At 37.7% G+C, this 19963-nt stretch carries 13 protein-coding genes, 1 pseudogene and 1 CRISPR repeat array; of the genes and pseudogenes, 3 read left to right on the top strand and 11 right to left on the bottom strand.

The window, feature by feature from the left end:
- Nucleotides 1-5 precede the first annotated feature (5 nt).
- Nucleotides 6-1625 (bottom strand): TlpA family protein disulfide reductase, encoded by a 1620-nt coding sequence (locus KIH41_RS02245; RefSeq protein ID WP_214161356.1) that lies wholly within the window; start codon nt 1623-1625, stop codon nt 6-8.
- A 558-nt stretch (nt 1626-2183) separates the two neighbouring features.
- Nucleotides 2184-2450 carry a hypothetical protein gene (locus KIH41_RS02240; protein WP_214161355.1) on the bottom strand — a complete coding sequence of 89 codons (267 nt, stop codon included), beginning with the start codon at nt 2448-2450 and terminating at the stop codon, nt 2184-2186.
- Between the two features lie 1083 nt (nt 2451-3533).
- Here KIH41_RS02240 and KIH41_RS02235 point away from each other — a divergent pair.
- The 3 genes from KIH41_RS02235 (at nt 3534) to KIH41_RS02225 (ending at nt 7252) form a co-directional block, all read left to right on the top strand.
- Nucleotides 3534-4076 carry a helix-turn-helix domain-containing protein gene (locus tag KIH41_RS02235; RefSeq protein WP_214161354.1) on the top strand — a complete coding sequence of 181 codons (543 nt, stop codon included), beginning with the start codon at nt 3534-3536 and terminating at the stop codon, nt 4074-4076.
- A 928-nt stretch (nt 4077-5004) separates the two neighbouring features.
- Nucleotides 5005-6699 (top strand): DUF4209 domain-containing protein, encoded by a 1695-nt coding sequence (locus KIH41_RS02230; RefSeq protein WP_214161353.1) that lies wholly within the window; start codon nt 5005-5007, stop codon nt 6697-6699.
- 115 nt (nt 6700-6814) lie between these two features.
- Nucleotides 6815-7252 (top strand): hypothetical protein, encoded by a 438-nt coding sequence (locus tag KIH41_RS02225; RefSeq protein ID WP_214161352.1) that lies wholly within the window; start codon nt 6815-6817, stop codon nt 7250-7252.
- Nucleotides 7253-7749: 497 nt separating this feature from the next.
- Here KIH41_RS02225 and KIH41_RS02220 read toward each other — a convergent pair whose 3' ends face one another.
- The 9 genes and pseudogenes from KIH41_RS02220 to cas1 form a co-directional block, all read right to left on the bottom strand.
- Nucleotides 7750-8187: a hypothetical protein gene (locus KIH41_RS02220; RefSeq protein ID WP_214161351.1), complete on the bottom strand. Its 438-nt coding sequence runs from the start codon at nt 8185-8187 to the stop codon at nt 7750-7752.
- 1988 nt (nt 8188-10175) lie between these two features.
- Nucleotides 10176-11228 carry a DUF4221 family protein gene (locus tag KIH41_RS02215; protein WP_214161350.1) on the bottom strand — a complete coding sequence of 351 codons (1053 nt, stop codon included), beginning with the start codon at nt 11226-11228 and terminating at the stop codon, nt 10176-10178.
- A gap of 53 nt (nt 11229-11281) precedes the next feature.
- Entirely contained in the window at nt 11282-11752 is a 471-nt protein-coding gene (locus KIH41_RS02210) for a hypothetical protein (protein ID WP_214161349.1), read from the bottom strand.
- Complete coding sequence (locus KIH41_RS02205; protein ID WP_214161348.1) at nt 11736-12899, bottom strand: hypothetical protein; 1164 nt, start codon at nt 12897-12899, stop codon at nt 11736-11738. Before KIH41_RS02205 ends, KIH41_RS02210 begins: the two co-directional genes overlap by 17 nt.
- A 743-nt stretch (nt 12900-13642) precedes the next feature.
- A pseudogene (locus tag KIH41_RS18340) lies at nt 13643-14000 on the bottom strand (hypothetical protein); the annotation flags it as partial.
- Nucleotides 14001-14194: 194 nt separating this feature from the next.
- On the bottom strand, nt 14195-14413 hold the full coding sequence (locus KIH41_RS02195; RefSeq protein WP_214161346.1) for a hypothetical protein: 219 nt from the start codon (nt 14411-14413) through the stop codon (nt 14195-14197).
- A 229-nt stretch (nt 14414-14642) separates the two neighbouring features.
- A complete protein-coding gene (locus tag KIH41_RS02190; RefSeq protein ID WP_214161345.1) occupies nt 14643-15032 on the bottom strand; it encodes a hypothetical protein in 390 nt (129 codons plus the stop codon).
- A gap of 511 nt (nt 15033-15543) precedes the next feature.
- Nucleotides 15544-18552: a CRISPR direct-repeat array (repeat unit 46 nt; unit sequence GTTGTGAATTGCTTTCAAAATTGTACCTTACTAAGGATATCACAGC).
- Between the two features lie 107 nt (nt 18553-18659).
- On the bottom strand, nt 18660-19007 hold the full coding sequence (gene cas2, locus KIH41_RS02185) for a CRISPR-associated endonuclease Cas2 (protein ID WP_214161344.1): 348 nt from the start codon (nt 19005-19007) through the stop codon (nt 18660-18662).
- Nucleotides 19000-19950, bottom strand: a complete 951-nt coding sequence (gene cas1, locus KIH41_RS02180; protein WP_246538892.1) for a type II CRISPR-associated endonuclease Cas1 — start codon at nt 19948-19950, stop codon at nt 19000-19002. The genes cas2 and cas1 overlap by 8 nt, the downstream gene beginning before the upstream one ends.
- Nucleotides 19951-19963 lie beyond the last annotated feature (13 nt).

The following is a 19963-nucleotide window of genomic DNA, read 5'->3' as shown; positions in this document are numbered from 1 at the left end:
ATCAGTTATTTTAAGGTTAAAGATTTATTGTTGACTGCTTCCATGATGAGCTTTTTCATATCCTCAGGGTCGTAGGATATTTTTCCGGACCGGAAGACACGGCCTTGGGCATCAAGTATCAGGATGAAGGGATATCCCGAGATGGCATTTTTGATAAGAAAGGGGTGCCTCCCCCCATATCCATCCGTATGCAGATTTACGGCATCACTACTGGTATATTTTCCGGTAGAAAGACTCTTGAGCCAGGTATTCCTGTTTTTGTCCACCGACACGGTCACCACCTCCACATCTGGATTGTCAGCAAATTCCTCTTGTATATGGGACAGGGTATTCTTGTAGAACCCTAGACAGGCGCTGCAGCCGCTTATCCAAAAATCCAACACCACCACTTTTCCCTCAAAATCCTTCCACGTGACAAGGGAACCTTTCTCATCCACAAACTCAAAATCCATCACAGCACCTCCTGCTTTGCGGTTGGTCACAAACGCATCCAAGTCTCTTAATACCCTCTCACTCTCCACATGCATGCTGGCCCTTTGGATTTCCTCCTCGGCGGATGCTATGGAATTAAAAAACCGGATCAGGCGGCCCGCTATTGCCTTGTCCCGCGCGATGGAGGGAGGGAGACTGTATAAGGATTTTATTGCTTCTCCACTTTCCGCTTTGGCACTGGTCCTAGACCATTGTACTATCAGATCTATGTAGGCAGGAACAACCCCGAGTATGCTTTCCTCCACCCCGTAATCCGGCAGGGCCCCATACCGGCTATTGAAATATGAAAGTGCATGACCCCTGATGCCCGAGGGATCCGTTTCGGTATTAAACTGTAGCGCTAGCTCAATCTTGGCCAAAATCCTAAGATCCCGCTCCGCTGTGGCAGCCACTTCCATTGCCTTAAATTCGGAGGCTGAAAAGACCTCCTCAAACCTGGATAGCTCCTCGAGCAGCCCCCTGAGTTTTGACTCCTCGATTTTTACCACTTCCCCGATCGGTTCGGTACCCGGGCTAAATATTCTGGACTCACGGTGGGGAACGGCATTTGCATTTTCAAAATTTTTAAGCTGGAATTCATCCGCATACACCTGCTCCCTATCGGTAATCAGGGATAAGGGATGGTCCAGAATCTGGTTTCCCTTATAGGCCTTCAGATAGGATTGGGCAAAAAGCTTTTTACCTGCCGGCCCTCCAAAATTCAATGTCAGGGAAGGCATATTAATCTTGACATAGGCAGTGTCTCCAGGAGACATAAAATAGTTGTCCATCAGCGTTCTGCCCGGTTGGAAGAAACTGACAAAAATTGGATCCACCACGGGAGGGGACACCCATGTAAAACTCCGTGTATTGGCTGGAACCTGGCCCAGATAGATATTCCCTTTTTCAAGTGCCAGTGGCTCGTTAACTATCCCAGTGCCAACAAAAGCATCATAATAATAGTCCAGATAGGCTTTCACACTTAGCTCTTCAATAGGCCCGAAAGACACTATCTCACCATACACCACCACCGGCGCCCCCTCCGTCTTGGAGGAGACTTTCGGGTGAGCGGCAACTTCCTGCCCCACTACTATTTCAACCCTTCCCATCAGACATACCAGTCCCAGGAAGAAAAAGATCATTCTTTTTTTCATCGTATTAATCGTTAATATTTACCGTAATTAATTCCCCCGTTGGAAGCGCTTGTCCCGAGAGCCCCCCCCATTACTCCTCCTTAATCCTATAATCAGTCCCCGCTGGGCATTATGCCCACGGGACGATCAACCATTATCCATAAACCTTAAGCGGCGAAGCCAAATAATCCATAAACGGCGAAGCCCCGTAACCGGCCCAGCCAAGTAACCTAGACTGCGCAGCAGTCGATAAACCATAACCGGCGCAGCCCATAAACGGCGAAGCCAAGTAAACGGCGCAGCCCATAACCTAGACTGCGCAGCAGTCGATAAACCATAAACGGCGAAGCCCATAAACCATAAGCCATAAACGGCGTAGCCAAGTAACCTAGACTGCGCAGCAGTCGATAAACCATACCCGGCGCAGCCCATAAACGGCGAAGCCAAGTAAACGGCGCAGCCCATACCCTAGACTGCGCAGCAGTCGATAAACCATACCCGGCGCAGCCCATAAACGGCGAAGCCAAGTAAACGGCGCAGCCCATCACCTAGACTGCGCAGCAGTCGATAAACCATAACCTACTGCGTTTCCGGCGGCTCCTTCCCCAAAGGCCTCACCTCTACCCGAACGTCCAGCTGATTCTTCATCCCCTCCTCCCGCAGTATCACCCCTATCGCCTTGCACAGCAATATCGCCTCCTGCTGTTCCCGGCTCAGCGGCTTCGGCTTGGGATCAGGCACATACGTACAATTGGGTTTCCCCTTACCGAGCATCCCCCCCTCCAGCCCCCGATCCCCCACCAGCAGCCACAACACCCCGTCAAGAAATTGTTTTATACTTTTCATTGGTTTATAGTTTATAGTTTATTGTCCGCAAATGCGGACGGTTAAAGTTTATAAGTTCAATGTTCAATGTTCAGTGTTCAGTGCTCAGCCCTGGCTCCAACCGTGAACAGTGAACCCCTAACCGGCGAAGCCATTTAACCCTTAAGCGGCGCAGCCCATAACCGGCGAAGCCAAATAAACGGCGAAGCCAAGTAACCGGCGTAGCCACGTAAGCGGCGAAGCCATGTAACCCTTAAGCGGCGCAGCCCATAAACGGCGAAGCCAAGTAACCGGCGCAGCCATCAAGGCATACTTCTCCCCCGAAGAATTGATGCATTCTTTTTTTTATTCAATACCTTCTCGGTTTATAGCTTATTTTTTCCCCTGCGGGGAAAGTTTATGGTTTAAAAATCCGGAATTCCATAAACCATAAACCTTAATCGGCGCAGCCAAATAAACAGCGAAGCCAGTAAGCGCGCAGCAAGTAAACGGCGAAGCCAGGACCGGCGAAGCCAAATAAACAGCGCAGCGTCAATCCGGAGATTTAATCACATTCTTTTGTAATTGCTTGTTGGTTACTTTAGGATTTTGATAGATGGAACTGGGGCAGCGACATTCGACTTGTTCCAAGAGGCCGAAGCGCAGATGTAGAATTTTGTTTTTTTCAAGAATAGAAATGCAGTGTCCCACATCTTCCAAAACGGAAGTGTTTAATTTAATTATGTGGGATTTTACGAAGCACTCTTCCATAATCTAATTTTTCTGAAAGAGTCTTGTCAAGGAAGGACCTCAAAAAATAATGAGGTGGGCTACTCCCGACACGTTGTAAGGTACGTAGGAGAACCTGATTAAGACTATAACTAGCCTTAATCTGAAACGCAATGCCAAGAGTGAGCCCACCTCTATATTCACAAATATAGTGGATGGGCTTCTACTCTCAGTCCTGCGTTTCAAGAAATTTCCTACGTTTCTACAACAAGACTCTGACTAGATGCCAATTAATTTTAATAACATCTGAAATACAATGCTAAAATAAATACTTGTCCTCAAATAAACAACATAAATGTCGAAAAATGAGGACAAATTTTTCTTCCTCTTTGTTTTATGAAAGATGGAAGACATAAAATTGACACCTCGAGACTCGCCAAAAACCTCAAAAAATTGAGGCAAGAAGCCAATTTGACCATTTCAGGCGTTCATGCTGCTACTGGGATTTCCGAAGACCACCTTCGAAGGTTGGAAAAAACAGAAAACCAAATCTCTCCTAACTCTTCCACTATACAAGCATTTCTGACTTTATACGATGTAACCTATAACTCACTAACTATGAAGGAAAATGCAAAATTAGGAGCGGCTCCCACTTTCTTGGATTCTTTTAAAAAGAATAACATAACAACAAAAGCCTATTTCTTATCAAATAAATCAATCCCAAAGCTTTTAAGCGAAACCTTAAAAGAGAATCCCCAGATGAGAAAAGGAATGACCGTCTCTGAAATATTAACTTTATTCCCTAATGCTAGGCTTACAAGTAAACAAGTATCCAATGCGTTAAAACAGCTAGTGGAAAAGAATTATTTATTAAGAGAAGATCCAGCAGGTACAAAATCTGTCTATATCTATAAAATCAATCCTTTCAAAAAATTGTAGCTCTTCTTAATTCTCAAGTCTGAATTATATGCAATTGTTGAATTGGCCACAAACCTATGATTTCCAATTTTATAGATTACAGATCGTCACTTAAACGATTCTTAAAACCGAATTTTGAAAAGTTGCACCTTTTTGAATAGTCTATACTAAGATCGAAAGAGAAAAATCGAGCAGGTGGAGAATTTTTTATCATGAGATTTGAAGGCCATTATTTATGTTTATATTATAGACAAAAAGTGGTCAACAAAATAAACATTTGATTATGGATACCCAGAAACAGCTAATTGAGCTTAGGTCACGATGTGAAGCTAAATAGAAAAGCCTCTATTCCTGGCAGAAGCTACCCTATGACCGAATTGCGAAGGGAAGAGGAATAATTTCGACAATTGATTTAACACTCAACTATATTAATGATGGCAATGAAGACGGTATAGAGCTTAAAGGAACTTAGAAATATGGGATTTCAAATTTAGAAAGTCAGAAAAATTACTTTTCCTAAAATTGCGATTCAAGGCTTTTGTACCTATATTCATTTGAAAATAATAAATGGGATTAAGTTGTATACCACCCTCCAGTGAGTAACGTACAGCCTCCGAGAGATCGGGGGCTTTTTTGATGCTTTATTTTAAAGAGTAAAAAGAAATCTCACCTGCCCGTAACTATTTGTCTCACAATGAATTAGTCTCCAAAGGATTTTAGACAACAATCTAATATCTTTAAGTCACGCTTGTAACCTTATTGATCATTCATGACAGCCAAAGAAGTTAATTTATACGAAATAAGCTCTATTGCAACCCTTAATGAGTTTATCGAAAACAACATCCTCGAATTAGAAACCAGAAGGGAGCATGCAAACCTTCTGGTAAGGTATAGAGACCTTACATTAGACTAAATAGAAAAAGAAAAAGCCCAATTTGAAATTGATTACATGATTTTTCATCCTGAGCAGGATGACTTTTTTCGTCTTATTTGTAGAAAAACAGGAAAACCCGAAAAAACTTGCGCTTATGAGGACTTAACAGAAAAAGCAAAAATGGAATTTGACTATTTATTGGATAGAGCGGAAAGGTCCATTCATCCAATCTTAAAGTCTCGCTATTACCACGTGCTTTGGAAATGTCCCTCAAAACTAAAGAGAAAAGATTTTGCCCAAAAAGCCATATCGAATTACTTTGCAACAATTGATGTCTATCTGAATATCCTCAAAACCGGAATACAGGAGGAAATTCTCTCTTTAGTAGGCGAGAATTTTGGTCACCTCAATACTTTGGTAATGGAAGTCAATGAACCAAGAGAAGAATTAAATCTTCTTTTCAGAGACCTGCTTTGGAATCACATAAACATCCCCTTCTATGAAAAGGATCATTTGGTATCCTTAACATTGAAACATCCAAAACTTTTTGACAAAGAAAGTTTAAACACAGCCTTTCAAGTGTATGAACAAGAATTTTTTAAGAATTTCAAGAAAAATGATGCGTTTTTAATTATTCACGAATACATCCCTAATGCACTCAATCTGGCAAAAAGGTTAAAGATCAATCCAAAAAAGTGGTTTGACCTACTTGGCAACTTTCATTATGAATCAGCACTTCAGGACACGGACCCCACCCGGAGCTGGATTAGACTGGACAATATCCGGCAAGCTCGACTCAATTTTAAAAGAGCTAAAAATGAAGAAAAGCTTGCGCTAGTTGAAACTTTGTATGAAGAAAGCCGGCTAAAGGTAGATCTGCCATCGACCCTCATACAATTAACAAGGGAAAAGCATAAGCATTTATTTGAATTCCGTGACCAAAAAATAGAAGCTGCCAAAGAATTGGTCCGTACAAAAGATGCCGATTTTAATTATACTCGGCTAATTTCAGGAATTGATTTCCCCTCAGCAAAACCATTTGATGAGGAGGATAACAAGTATATCCCTGATTTTTTTAGGGGAACCCGAACCATCTTCTTTGACATTACCAATAACACCAGTGAAGGAGATGAAGAAATTGAAAAAAATGTCATTAAGTTAGATTTTTATAAGCTAGAGCTGGATTTCAACACAAATCCGTTTCTGGAAGTTTTATATACTGAAGGAGTTAGATCTTCTCAATTGACTGCAGATAATTTATTAAATTTTCTCAGAGATAGAACCTGGCTTGGCCAGCCTTATTACATCCTTGACCAGGAGCAAAATCAGCATGCACTTTCTTGGCTTTCTTTATTAGAGCCATCATTACGAGAATTTTATTCCCAATTGGAACTCAAAGCGGACAACCAGGAACATAGGCTTAATTTCATTTTATGCCTTGATAGCATCGTACCCAAATTTGAAGGTTTGTTAAGGTACTTCTTGCAGCAGTGCGGGAAAACTGTCAGTGTCACTATAGCAAATAGAGTTGAGCAAATGACCTTAAATAAAATGCTTGAATCCGAAGGATTTACTTCTTTGTTCAACCGGGATGACCAAATGTTATTTCAATACCTGTTTGGTGGAGCTGGAGGTCTTGATATCAGAAACAATATAGCCCATTCCTTTTATCATTCTCACCATTATAATCTGAAAAAAATGCTTCTCGTTATCGGTGCTTTATTAAGACTCTCAAAGTATCGGTTAAGGGAAAATGAGAAAACATCATGAATTATATTCAAATAACATATACACCGCAAAAATCGAATTACGGGCATGGTAGGATACCGACCCTTTATTAATTACAGTTAAAAAAGAATTCCCATTAGAACCATAAAGTTTCCCAATGATGCCACTTGATCTACAGGAATTAAAAGCTCCTGCCGTTATTACACTTCTACTTTTCCTTATTTCTGTAATGGGTTCAGGAATTTTATTCACATTCATTTTTTACAATCAGCTATTTTCACACGCAGATACTGTGAAGTTATTACTAATTGCTTTTTCCATAGGATCTCCAATCTGGTTACTCAACTCTTATTTATTTGCCCATTTTAAATTTGTGGATTTCGTTGCTGAAGGAGGGGCTAATGTTTTGGCCATTATGGGAGCTTTAGTCTCTATCCCTGTATTTTATTTACCTATCCTACTCGGATTTTATTTCGAAATCCCCGGGAAATGGGGAATTGGGTCAATAATAATATTGGAATTTTTATTGTTTTTAGGCTTGTTGTATGATCAGATTGTCCTTAAAAAGGATGAGAGAACGAAAATTAATTCTTGACCTAATTGGTAAGAATAGTGTTCTCATTTTCCGGATTATACTGATCCTTACTCAAACTAACAAATTCTTCAAAGGGGGGGGGGGGGGCAAGGACTTTGAGGGGTTGCTGTATCAGAATCAGCCCTTAGCCCTTCTCGCTCATGGATAGGTACTTGCTCTGGTTGAGGACAATGTCCTCACTGATCTGCCGGAGGAAAAAATTCTCCATTTGGAGGCAGTGGATTTCGAAATAAGACATAAAATTGCCAAAGTACACATTTATGAAATGCTAGTTTTGGTCAATCAGCAAAATAGTCTAAAATCCTCTTGGGGCATGCCCTAAGAGGATTTTTAGTGGTGCCCTATTTGTTGCCAAATTTGGTGCAGTTTTTTTTTACCGATTACAGGGGAGGATAGATACCTTAAAAACACTGCTACTTTAACGTTAAGAAGCATAATATTTAAAAAGAATCAAACCTACCATTCAGATTAATTCTCTTTCTTTAGCTTGAATAAATTTATCTATAAGAAAGATAAACACCATCAAAATAGGTATTTATCACGTCAAAATCTTTTAATGACTTAGGCAACATATTTTCAAGACGTCTATATACTTGACCTTTTTTACCAATATCTTCAATAATTGAGAGATAATTTTTATCGTTCAGACCGCTACTTATTTCAAAGAAGAACCCTCCAATGTTTGTCAATATTTCAGCTACTGTTATTGATTGACCATTTGACAAATATATTTTATTATGTAACTCATAATTTGTCTGTTCCATTGCATCAACAACATCCCTTTGAAAATAAAAATTCAATGCGATAACTTCATCTAAATAACTATATGGGTCTTGCTGTAAAACCGGAGAAATATTTTCAATCTGAACACATAGGTGTTGAATGTTTTTTGTAAGTTCAACTGAATTTGAAATTTTTTTAATGAAACCAAACATATTTTGTAATTTTAATTGTAAATTAAATTCGTTTTTTCAACATATCATAAAATCACTTAATTTTAGGATTAAAAAAGCAATTCTATCTCAAAACATAACCTCTAACCATATCTATCGCAACACCCTTGGCGCGATAAGCTAAAAATTTATAAAGTCACCTTTTATCGCGACACTAGATCTAAATTTATGTCGCTATAGCTTCATAATATGTCCTTGGACCTAAACCCTTCGCACTATTAGACGTTATACCTCGATTCGATCGTGGTATAACGTCTAATAGGATATTCGCAAAGTCCAGAATCCACCCCTCTGCATCCTTCTCTGTGAACAGGGTTCATTTCTTCTTAAATCTCTTGACACCGGACTTCTCCATCCATTAGGTCCAGGACAGTTCCAGAGATTTCATAGTCCGTTGGATATACCATGGCATTACCTGCTTGATCCATAAACCGGTCATTGAGTTCCAGCCCCAGTATCTTTACATTTGCGAGGATGGCTTATCTACTAGTAAGAACCCCTAGCTATTTACCTACAGCCCGTTCACCTTACCTCCGCCAAGATTAAGGAATTAATTACAATTAAAAAATACCGTGATTGGGGTAATTTGTAAGGGAGTTGGTGATAAAGACAAGTTTTTAATAGAATAGTTATAATATTGTTAAATTTTTATTGGAGGGCATAGCGGATGACAGATGATCGATAGGAAAATGTAGTAAGAGGGATTATGAAAATAGTGGCTCAAATAGCACTATGACATTACCGGTCTGTTTAAACCGGGACGGTTGTCGCAATTAAACCGAAACGAGTGGCACATATCGAACCGATATATAGAAAAAGGCTCTATTCACAATTTATGGGGTATTCAAGCCAACCAATTTCCACCTTCAAATTATTGTGCCACAAACCTTTTATTCTTATATTTCATAAGCAATAGTTAATTCGGCAAAGTTGTTAACCACCCTCCAGTGAGTAATTTAAGCCTCCGAGAGGTCGGGGGCTTTTTTAATAGCTGGTACAGGTCAACGGACCTCGAAATTTAACTTTCTATTCCACCCTTCAAAATTACCCGTCTCCGGAATAGGACCAAAAGAGGTCAACCTGTTCCGGAATCATTTACTGCAATTATTTTTGGGGATCAGTCCCGACAATGAATCTAGGGACATCGGGTCAATAAATCCTGCTGTATATTGAGGGGTCACGATGGTCTGAATAATCATACTTGATCTCCCAAAGTGGCACAATTCGAACCGAACCCCGGCCCAAAACTGGCACCGTTAAACCAAAACAGGTGGCGCAGTTACTCCAAACGGGTGGCACAAATCGAACAGCTATATCCATGGTATACTTTGCCTCGGAATCAGCCGGAAAAAAGGCGACTTTCCTGGTACTTTCCCTCGGAATAAATGGTATACTTTCCCTCAGAACAGTGGTATACTTTGGATCGAAACGGTGGTATAATATAGCTCGGAATACACACCCTAAAATCAAGAAAATAACCAGAGCTTTTACTTTACAACCAATTTAAATAAGGGTTAGGAATCCATCCGAATTGAATTATTATGATTTCGATTTTGTTAAGATAAATCCTTAATCATTCTTTACTCCCCCAATTTTAAAGGCAAAAAAAATCTAAATTCGAATTGGCTGTAAACGAGAAGATTAGGTGAATTAGGGAATCTAAAGGATTCAAGTAGGTCAGCATCCCCAGGAATTGCAGGCGATTAGAGCTTTTAAACTGAGAATGAATCAATGGATCCGAAACTTTTGGGAGGGGTAATGATAGGCCGGTTTATCCAACTAGCTCATAAAAAATATACACATGACGTTAAGAGGTGTTGTGAAAAAGAACTTGAAAATAGCTAATTTCTCTAACTTTTCAAATTTTGTAAAAGTCTGGAGAAATGGGACACTTAATTTATAGGAACAATGAAAAAACCTATGCTACCATGCTCTAAACAAAATAGATGAGAAAATCAAACTTAAAAATGCTAGTTAAGAATAATTTCTTTGAATATTAAGAAATCTTCATTATCACTTTCAGTTTGAATAAATATGCTATCATGGGAAGAAAAAAAATTTAAAAACGATAACTTTTTTTCTTTACTTTCATAAAAACTTTCTGACACTAAATTAAGGCACTTATCCAATTTTTGAATTGAAAAAGGCCTGTGAGCTGCACTATTCATTTTTTTATTAGAATCCAATAATTCCTGTGAAGGCACAACTATTCGAAAATAGATTGAGTCTTTAAGAATCGGCACAATATTATGGTAAAAACCATATTCAACCATTGATTCAAGTTCAGTTTTATTATTATTTTTGTTATTACTAAAAACAGATTTATATTTTGATTTTATCGGTTTGCTTGAATAAAGATTTTGATTTATATATCGATGAATAATTTCGGAATTTCTAAATGAAACCAAAATTTCATTTTCATCAAACAAGCCCAAAGAAAACATCAGTTTATGGTCATTAAAACGATATTGGATAGAATTCATTATGTCTTCAGGAAAAATCCCAAAATAAGACGTCAAGTTAATATTATTTAAATCAATTCTTGCAATAAACGGAGAACGGTAAAAAGATTTACTAGTTTTAACATCGCGAAATGGACTTACCCTACAATAAACAATGGAATTCAATATAACATAATTATCATTGTTGTTACTTGGATTAAATTCATAATGATCATTAATAAAATTATTAATTTGAAACTTTTGAATAAGTTCCCCTTTACTACTTATCAAAAAAAGTCGCCCAATTTGGTCAGCTAAATAAATTGAATCGAAGCTAATTACATGAAATTCTGATGGAGTAAAACCAATCATTTCAGGAACATCTGGAAATTTAACAGTTTCTTTATATATCTTTCCGCCCCAATCAAAAACATCAATCTTTGAATTTATTAAATCAAAGGCATACAGGTATTCATCGTTTCCATTTGTCCAATACTTATAGCGGCTATATGAGTTTTGACCTTCACTTACATCTATTCTAATTTCACCATTTTCAAACTGTATCCGATCATATTCATCCAAATATTTACTACAAGACAAACAAATTGTTAAAAGAAAAAAACACAAACATCTCATTATTTTTTAATAAAAGATTTAACTTTATCAATTTCAAAATCACTAACCAACCAAGATTTATAATGATTACTATCACTTTTTATAAGAAGAGGTTTACTTAATCCCAATTCGTATAAAAAAGCTTTCCCCTGATCATCTATTAAGCATTTAGAATTTAAGAAAATAGTTTCAAATTTACCCTCCAAATCCTTTATATATAATGAACCTATAAAAATAATAAACACATCATCTTTCAAACTATTTGTGGAAACTAATTCCTCAAGCATATCTAGATTTTTCTGAACACAGGAACTACAACCTTCTAAATCAATTAAATAATAAAAGTGTTTATCATCTAAATCAAAATAAAACTCTTTTTTGAGATAAGTTTTAAAGTTGTCACCATAAATGTACTTTTCAAACGAATAGTCACACCCTATCATATTAATTAAACAAATAGACACAAATAGGGTTTTAAAAAATAATTTCATAAAAATCTAATTCTAATTGGGATTGAGATGATTTTCTATTTAAAAACACTATTCCTTTATCGGTAGGACTCATCATTAAATAAGTATAATTCCTACCATCGGGAACTTTCGCTTCTCCTAAATAATTAAACTGATCATCATGAACAATAATTGAGAAATTTTTTACTCCAGCATTATTTAAATATCCTGAATCATTTTTCAATTGTTGAGAATGTGAAACAATTCGATAATAAAAATTATTTTCGTAATCTTTATATATATTGTGATAGATACCATTCTCAATTAAAACATTTGTTTCCGCTTGAGGATTATAGCCTCTTTCAATAAGCTTAAACTCATTTAAAAACACACTTTTTGAAAATTTGTTTTCTATGGTTTTATCTTTCAAGTCATATATATAAATACAAGGATCTCTTCTATAAGATATTAAAATTTTTGAATTATCTAAGTTTTTTGTAAAGGAATACCTATAATCATTTACGAAATAAATACCTTTACTCAAACTCATGTAATTAGGAAATCCTATAATTGGCTCATAAGTAAAATCGGAGTTAAGTTTAATAAGCGAAGGTTTTTGGTAGTACTTATAATCTTTACTCCAATCTAATTTAGGAAATGACCTGATATATAATTTTGAATTTAACACGAAAAAGCTCTGGGAATTACTTAAAGGATCTACGCCAGCAATTTCATTCGTCTGCTTTATTTCCTTGTTTATTTTAATATGTTCCAATATATCACTTTGGGAATTTATTCTTGTTAAATTACCTCCTGGAGCAAATAAATATATTGAATCTTCTGAATGATAGAAGATTTCTTGAGGTGAATTGAAGGAGAATTCCTTTTTGCTTCCAAGAAACATTCTATTTACTATCTCCTTTTTATTAAGGTCAATAAAATCAATAATTAATGAAATATTATCAAAACCAAGAAGACAATTAGAATCTCCAAATTTTACATAATCTAAATAATTATAATTTGGAAAACTATCATCTGACTCTATAATAAGTTTCTCTTTTAAATTAAGAGTCAATTCTTTATGAACAATATTTGAAGAATCAAATAATTCATCATTCTCGAATGTGAAGGAATTTGTTTGACAAGAATAAAAAACAAAGATCAGAAGAGAAAAAAATAAGATTTTCATATTTTTTAAATTTTAAAAAGTGAACCCATAATAGGGTTCACTTATAATTATAATCAATATTCTAAACACCTTGTATTATCATGTATTTAATTACCCAGGGTCAACACTGGCTAACTCGCAATCAAAGCCTATAGTTATAGAACATAAATTACCATCTCCCACGCAAGAGCGGGCGACTCCAGATTCACATCTTGAGTCTTCCATCCGAGTTTCTGCACTACCTCTACCACCACCAAATGTAGTTATGGAAGTTCCAAACATTCCCAACCCCAGCAAAAGGGTTGACGCCAAGAATAAATTAGTTTTTTTCATGATTTTTTGATTTGTTTAAAAATTTATTAAAAATAAGATAATAACAAAAACTACCTCAAAGGCACACAGTTTAAATAATATAGCCTTTAAGCAAAAAACATTGGGGCCCCAACGAAAAAGAATTCTTTAGTGTGTTAAAAATAAATTCAATCCTTAAATAAAACAAATTTTTTAGTAAAAAAAATTAAAATTTTCCACAATCATTTGTTTTCCAGCCAGTTAAGCTATATTTTTTCTATTTACCTGTTTTCAGCGCTGGGATACCCAAAGCTAAACAGGCCCCTTTCCCTGTTGGACCGGTCTTTTCAGGCCCGCTTCTCAAAATAGCTGACAACCATTTTGAGCCCTTCTTCCCAATCCAGGATGGTGCTCTCCCCGTTGCACAGCTTAAGTGAAAGAACCTTTGATTTTTGGCCCTTACCGCCGGTCTTCTGCAATAGTACATCCTCGACGGTGTTAAAGCCAATCATATAACAATTTTTCCCAACAAAAGCTCTGATCCGGTTACCGTAATTCCTGCAATATCGTCCAGAACGTTTTGAACCGCCTGCTTTGCGTTATTGAATGTGAGCTCCAGAAGTCCACGCTAGGACTTAATCCACTGTTCTCGTCTCCCTCCTTGACAAATCTTTCTACTGATTTAAAATCCGAGCTGCTGCCGACAGTTTTGACGACTATATATTTACCAGATTTTTTCTCGATTACCTTGACGCTGATTTTTCTGCTTTTATTGGTTTTTTTCCGGACAACATAGATGAAAATAAGAAAAAAGAAGGCTGGGACACCCATTATCACCCACTAAAAACTATGATTTAATTGAAAATCATTTAATTAATCAAAAACGCGACTGACGACTGTCGAAAACAGGGGGGAAACGATTTGAACAATTTTGCGGGCCTCCTGACTTCCAAGTTTAGGAAATTCAGCTTTTATTTGTTTTGTTATACCTTCATTATTAGGCTTTTTGGACATTTCTTGAAAAATTAATAAGTTTCTAATTCATCCTCAGAAAATCTACTTCCTAATCCTCTATTAACCGACACATTATTCATGGCCCTTTTAAAATAAATCCCCACATTAAACCAGCTAGATTCAAGGTTATCACTCTTTCTTTGAGAAAGACCTTCCCCCATAATGCTAAAAGATGTTTCCATTCCTTCATTCAAAGGGCTTTTTTTCCTTTTTTTAGGCTTTTTCTTCATGGCATAAATGGTTTATAATTTTGTAACGATAAAGCAAATATAATAGTTTAATTTACAATGACCTTACCAGATGGTATCCGAAAAGGAAGCGCCGTATTTCCAAAACTTATCCTATGCTTTGTCCCTCTTGGGAAGAGAAGGAAATGGTTTAATGTTTTTCTATTGACCCCGACTCCCCCACCCTGTAATAGAGATTGGGTAACTAAAGGGGTGTCCTAAATTTTCGGTATTAATTTTTATTCATAATTATGGAATTGAGATCGCGAACCTTCATTATTCTATAGAGAATTTCTTTTGCCAAAAACTCATATGAACTTTCTAGACTTAAAGGAGATAGTTCGCTGATAAGTTTTTCAATTCGAGGTTCTTCATTCAGCAGGTTCTCTGGATAATACTTAATGGAAGGAATATATCCAATGGTTTTGTAGTTCTTGTTTACTATTATCTGGGCATTCATTACCAATCCCAATTTATACAAGAAGTCATCGAAGAGTGCATAATAACTCTTGAAGCCTGGGTAGAGTTTTTCAATCTTCAGGATTGTTTTTGAAGCATCTGAATTTGGTTGTTCATGAAGAAATTTTTTAATTCTCCGATCAAATGATTGTTCTGCTGTCATTTTTAATTTATATTTTTCAACTCCATTAAACTCCACAGTAAATAATTGATTCGATACCTATCCTTAACCGATTTGCAGGAGACTTCCAACCAACCTAGCCCGTATCCCACTTCAATATTAATCACCTCCAAATCTGGTAATTCTATTGGACTCAGTTGAATCAGAATGATCTTTTTGGAAAGAACTTAATACTTATAGTCAAAATACATAAGATAACTTACTTTTCAAAATTGATGTACTGCCATGAAATCCTACCCAGCAGTTAATCAACGATTAAAAAAAAGTCCGGTTATTAAGAGAAGAAATTGGTTTTAAATGGGCTACATAATATTTTAATAGGATACAAATACCATTTCTGATGCCCTATCTGATCTTGCCAGGAGTCTTAGATTTTTTTTAGGATAGAACCTATTTAGACCTTACTGATAATATATTTCTTTAAAGGAGTGTGGAATAAGCATCTTAAATGCATGTTTCTATAAATTTCACAGTGGAAAATCTCAATTTGATAGTTATGGAATGCTTTCAAAATTGTACCTTACTAAGGATATCACAGTACGTTTGCTAGTGAAGAGCCAGAAGGCTAAGTTGTGAATTGCTTTCAAAATTGCACCTTACTAAGGATATCACAGCCAGTTTTTGAACCAAAACAACACAAATGCCGTTGTGAATTGCTTTCAAAATTGTACCTTACTAAGGATATCACAGCTGTCCGGCCCTTTTATAGCTGCGTGGATGTGTTGTGAATTGCTTTCAAAATTGCACCTTACTAAGGATATCACAGCCAGTTTTTGAACCAAAACAACACAAATGCCGTGGTGAATTGCTTTCAAAATTGTACCTTACTAAGGATATCACAGCTGTCCGGCCCTTTTATAGCTGCGTGGATGTGTTGTGAATTGCTTTCAAAATTGTACCTTACTAAGGATATCACAGCAAGGTGGGTTTAAGTCTTTCTTCACCGGTTGTTGTGAATTGCTTTCAAAATTGTACCTTACTAAGGATATCACAGCGTCACCTTCCCCCTGAATGATCTTGACCATGTTGTGAATTGCTTTCAAAATTGTACCTTACTAAGGATATCACAGCAAATCTCCGGGTAAATTTCCGGATCAACATGTTGTGAATTGCTTTCAAAATTGTACCTTACTAAGGATATCACAGCTGGGAGATGGGCTTGAATTTCCTGGCTAGGTTGTGAATTGCTTTCAAAATTGTACCTTACTAAGGATATCACAGCTGCTGGGTTGCCGCAACGTGGCTGTTACCGTTGTGAATTGCTTTCAAAATTGTACCTTACTAAGGATATCACAGCCAGCGCCGAAAAAGCCCATACATCCAACCCGTTGTGAATTGCTTTCAAAATTGTACCTTACTAAGGATATCACAGCACCCAGAATCCAATGATCACCGTCCTAGTCGTTGTGAATTGCTTTCAAAATTGTACCTTACTTAGGATATCACAGCCAGCGCCGAAAAAGCCCATACATCCAAACCGTTGTGAATTGCTTTCAAAATTGAACCTTACTAAGGATAGCACAGCAACCAGAATCCAATGATCACCGTCCTAGTCGATGTGAATTGCTTTCAAAATTGTACCTTACTAAGGATATCACAGCAACCAGAATCCAATGATCACCGTCCTAGTCGTTGTGAATTGCTTTCAAAATTGTACCTTACTAAGGATATCACAGCAGAGAAGTACTACAGGCTACTCGAATCCTAGTTGTGAATTGCTTTCAAAATTGTACCTTACTAAGGATATCACAGCACAAACACCAAAACGGCGCGCACGAACTCCGTTGTGAATTGCTTTCAAAATTGTACCTTACTAAGGATATCACAGCACAAACACCAAACCGGCGCGCACGAACTCCGTTGTGAATTGCTTTCAAAATTGTCCCTTACTAAGGATATCACAGCACAAACACCAAACCGGCGCGCACGAACTCCGTTGTGAATTGCTTTCAAAATTGTCCCTTACTAAGGATATCACAGCACAAACAACAAAAAGGGGCGAAAGAACTCCGTAGTGAATTGCTTTCAAATTTGTACCTTACTAAGGATATCACAGCCGCTGGGGTTGTGATCAAGCCGATTGACCTGTTGTGAATTGCTTTCAAAATTGTACCTTACTAAGGATATCACAGCCCATCGGCCCGGGTATGCCATCGGCGGAAAGTTGTGAATTGCTTTCAAAATTGTACCTTACTAAGGATATCACAGCCCCTCGGCCCGGGTATGCCATCGGCGGAAAGTTGTGAATTGCTTTCAAAATTGGACCTTACTAAGGATATCACAGCCCCTCGGCCCGGGTATGCCATCGGCGGAAAGTTGTGAATTGCTATCAAAATTGTACCTTACTAAGGATATCACAGCACAAACACCACAACGGCGCGCACGAACGCCGTTGTGAATTGCTTTCAAAATTGTACCTTACTAAGGATATCACAGCCGCTGGGGTTGTGATCAACCCGATTGACCTGTTGTGAATTGCTTTCAAAATTGTACCTTACTAAGGATATCACAGCTTGCTGACGACATGAGCGATGTCAATATCCGGTTGTGAATTGCTTTCAAAATTGTACCTTACTAAGGATATCACAGCAGGGGTGTCCCAAATCACGCTTACCTCTTCGTTGTGAATTGCTTTCAAAATTGTACCTTACTAAGGATATCACAGCCATTAAAAGTTGCTGTGTGGTTGCTGAGGGGTTGTGAATTGCTTTCAAAATTGTACCTTACTAAGGATATCACAGCCATTAAAAGTTGCTGTGTGGTTGCTGAGGGGTTGTGACTTGCTTTCAAAATTGTACCTTACTAAGGATATCACAGCCATTAAAAGTTGCTGTGTGGTTGCTGAGGGGTTGTGACTTGCTTTCAAAATTGTACCTTACTAAGGATATCACAGCAGGGGTGTCCCAAATCACGCTGACCACTTCGTTGTGAATTGCTTTCAAAATTGTACCTTACTAAGGATATCGCAGCACGTGACCAATGACTTAGTCATAAACGAGTGTTGTGAATTGCTTTCAAAATTGTACCTTACTAAGGATATCACAGCCAGGGTGGAGCGCATCAGGGATTGGCTCAAGTTGGGAATTGCTTTCAAAATTGTACCTTACTTAGGATATCACAGCCAGGGTGGAGCGCATCAGGGATTGGCTCAAGTTGGGAATTGCTTTCAAAATTGTACCTTACTTAGGATATCACAGCCAGGGTGGAGCGCATCAGGGATTGGCTCAAGTTGGGAATTGCTTTCAAAATTGTACCTTACTAAGGATATCACAGCCAGGGTGGAGCGCATCAGGGATTGGCTCAAGTTGTGAATTGCTTTCAAAATTGTACCTTACTAAGGATATCACAGCCCTAACGGCTTTCAGAAGGTTTGCCACCCGGTTGTGAATTGCTTTCAAAATTGTACCTTACTAAGGATATCACAGCTGGTGGGACTTTATTTAGTGAAGGTGGTGAGTTGTGAATTGCTTTCAAAATTGTACCTTACTAAGGATATCACAGCATACCCCTAGATAACCATCTGGTATGCTGTGATTTATCACTAAAATCAGAAATGAAAATTAATTGATTTTTTGATCTGGAATTTCAAACTTTCTTAAATTTTGGATTTCAAAATAATTCTAACTGCTGGACAGGCTGTTCCTTTTCTGCTAATTTTGTTCCATGGAATACCTCCATCAATCCAAATTGCCTGTCTGTTATTTGCATAATCCCCACCTTGCCTTTCTTGGGAAGATTCTTACGTATCCGCTTTACGTGGACTTCGGCATTTTCCCTACTGGCACAAAACCTCATATAAATGGAGAATTGAAACATAGCAAAACCGTCGTCCAATAGCTTTTTGCGAAAGGAGGTAGCGATCTTCCGTTCTTTTCTGGTCTCTGTTGGTAAATCAAAAAATACAAGCACCCACAAACTCCTATATTGGTTTAAACGTGAATAAAATCTTTCATCCATATTCCGGGTAAATAATTTTCCTGCTCGTTCCCAAATAACACTCAAACAAGGAACTGGTCGTTCTACTTACCGCTACAAGCAAAGGGCTTTTTTGTCCTTCCATGGTTACATCCAGCGCCGGTATGGTTAGCAACTCCTTTTTCAAGGAAGTGTTTAGTTCACCGTAATTATCTTCGGTTTCCACAATATGGCTTACAACCAAATCTACAAATGGTCTATAGGGCTCCATAATATCATCAGCTAAGCAATAGGCATTATATTTATTTCTATGCCATATACCCACTGAAGGAAGCAAGCCAGAACTCACTAATGCTCTAGCTACTACGGCTCTTAAAATGGCATAACCATAATTCAACAAATTATTGGGTGGAATTCCTTTTTGAGCCCTATTAAACACAGGTAAAGGAAAAATATGTTGCCAATAATATGCCGCTGCTTGTGCTTCATTGTTTCCAATATCACCAGATTGTACCGTCTTGGCAAGATGCTTAAGTTTTTGAACGGAGATGCCTTTTTCTTCTAAGAGAAAAGCCTGGTTTTGGATTTTTGCAGTGACCGTTTGTTGCCATAGATATTTTTTGAGCGGCAGGCTAGCATTTAGTTGATGCCGGGCTCGTTCTGTTTGCTCACTGTGCCCATGTATAGGCAACAACAAACCACAAGGAAGATGTTGTTGATTACAGGAAATCACGGCTATCTTCTTATCCGATAGCTTAGCCAACAACCCATTGGTAATCGTGATCTGCTGATTCTCAAGAACCACAACACCCACATCTTCTATGGGAACCGTTCTAGGTTCAAGGGACCCATCAGAAAAGGTTACAACCAATTGTTCATTCTTCGTGCTTAAGTAAGCAGGATTTCCAAAGAAAAGTGTACGCTTAATCATATTAAAAAAGTTATGGAGCAACCGGAAGTAACGGTTGCTCCAGTTTTTACTCATTCCCAATTTTGCT

It is taken from the genome of Litoribacter ruber (genome assembly GCF_018500185.1).
Lineage (GTDB): Bacteria > Bacteroidota > Bacteroidia > Cytophagales > Cyclobacteriaceae > Litoribacter > Litoribacter ruber.
This window is presented reverse-complemented; position numbering and strand designations above follow the sequence as displayed.

What these genes read in the sequence shown, in the direction of transcription:
- KIH41_RS02240 (WP_214161355.1), bottom strand. Translation starts at nt 2,450, where the DNA reads ATGAAAAGTATAAAACAATTTCTTGACGGGGTGTTGTGGCTGCTGGTG.
- cas2 (WP_214161344.1), bottom strand. Translation starts at nt 19,007, where the DNA reads ATGGATGAAAGATTTTATTCACGTTTAAACCAATATAGGAGTTTGTGG.
- KIH41_RS02220 (WP_214161351.1), bottom strand. Translation starts at nt 8,187, where the DNA reads ATGTTTGGTTTCATTAAAAAAATTTCAAATTCAGTTGAACTTACAAAA.
- KIH41_RS02190 (WP_214161345.1), bottom strand. Translation starts at nt 15,032, where the DNA reads ATGACAGCAGAACAATCATTTGATCGGAGAATTAAAAAATTTCTTCAT.
- cas1 (WP_246538892.1), bottom strand. Translation starts at nt 19,950, where the DNA reads ATGAGTAAAAACTGGAGCAACCGTTACTTCCGGTTGCTCCATAACTTT.
- KIH41_RS02195 (WP_214161346.1), bottom strand. Translation starts at nt 14,413, where the DNA reads ATGAAGAAAAAGCCTAAAAAAAGGAAAAAAAGCCCTTTGAATGAAGGA.
- KIH41_RS02245 (WP_214161356.1), bottom strand. Translation starts at nt 1,625, where the DNA reads ATGAAAAAAAGAATGATCTTTTTCTTCCTGGGACTGGTATGTCTGATG.
- KIH41_RS02235 (WP_214161354.1), top strand. Translation starts at nt 3,534, where the DNA reads ATGAAAGATGGAAGACATAAAATTGACACCTCGAGACTCGCCAAAAAC.
- KIH41_RS02225 (WP_214161352.1), top strand. Translation starts at nt 6,815, where the DNA reads ATGATGCCACTTGATCTACAGGAATTAAAAGCTCCTGCCGTTATTACA.
- KIH41_RS02210 (WP_214161349.1), bottom strand. Translation starts at nt 11,752, where the DNA reads ATGAAATTATTTTTTAAAACCCTATTTGTGTCTATTTGTTTAATTAAT.
- KIH41_RS02205 (WP_214161348.1), bottom strand. Translation starts at nt 12,899, where the DNA reads ATGAAAATCTTATTTTTTTCTCTTCTGATCTTTGTTTTTTATTCTTGT.
- KIH41_RS02230 (WP_214161353.1), top strand. Translation starts at nt 5,005, where the DNA reads ATGATTTTTCATCCTGAGCAGGATGACTTTTTTCGTCTTATTTGTAGA.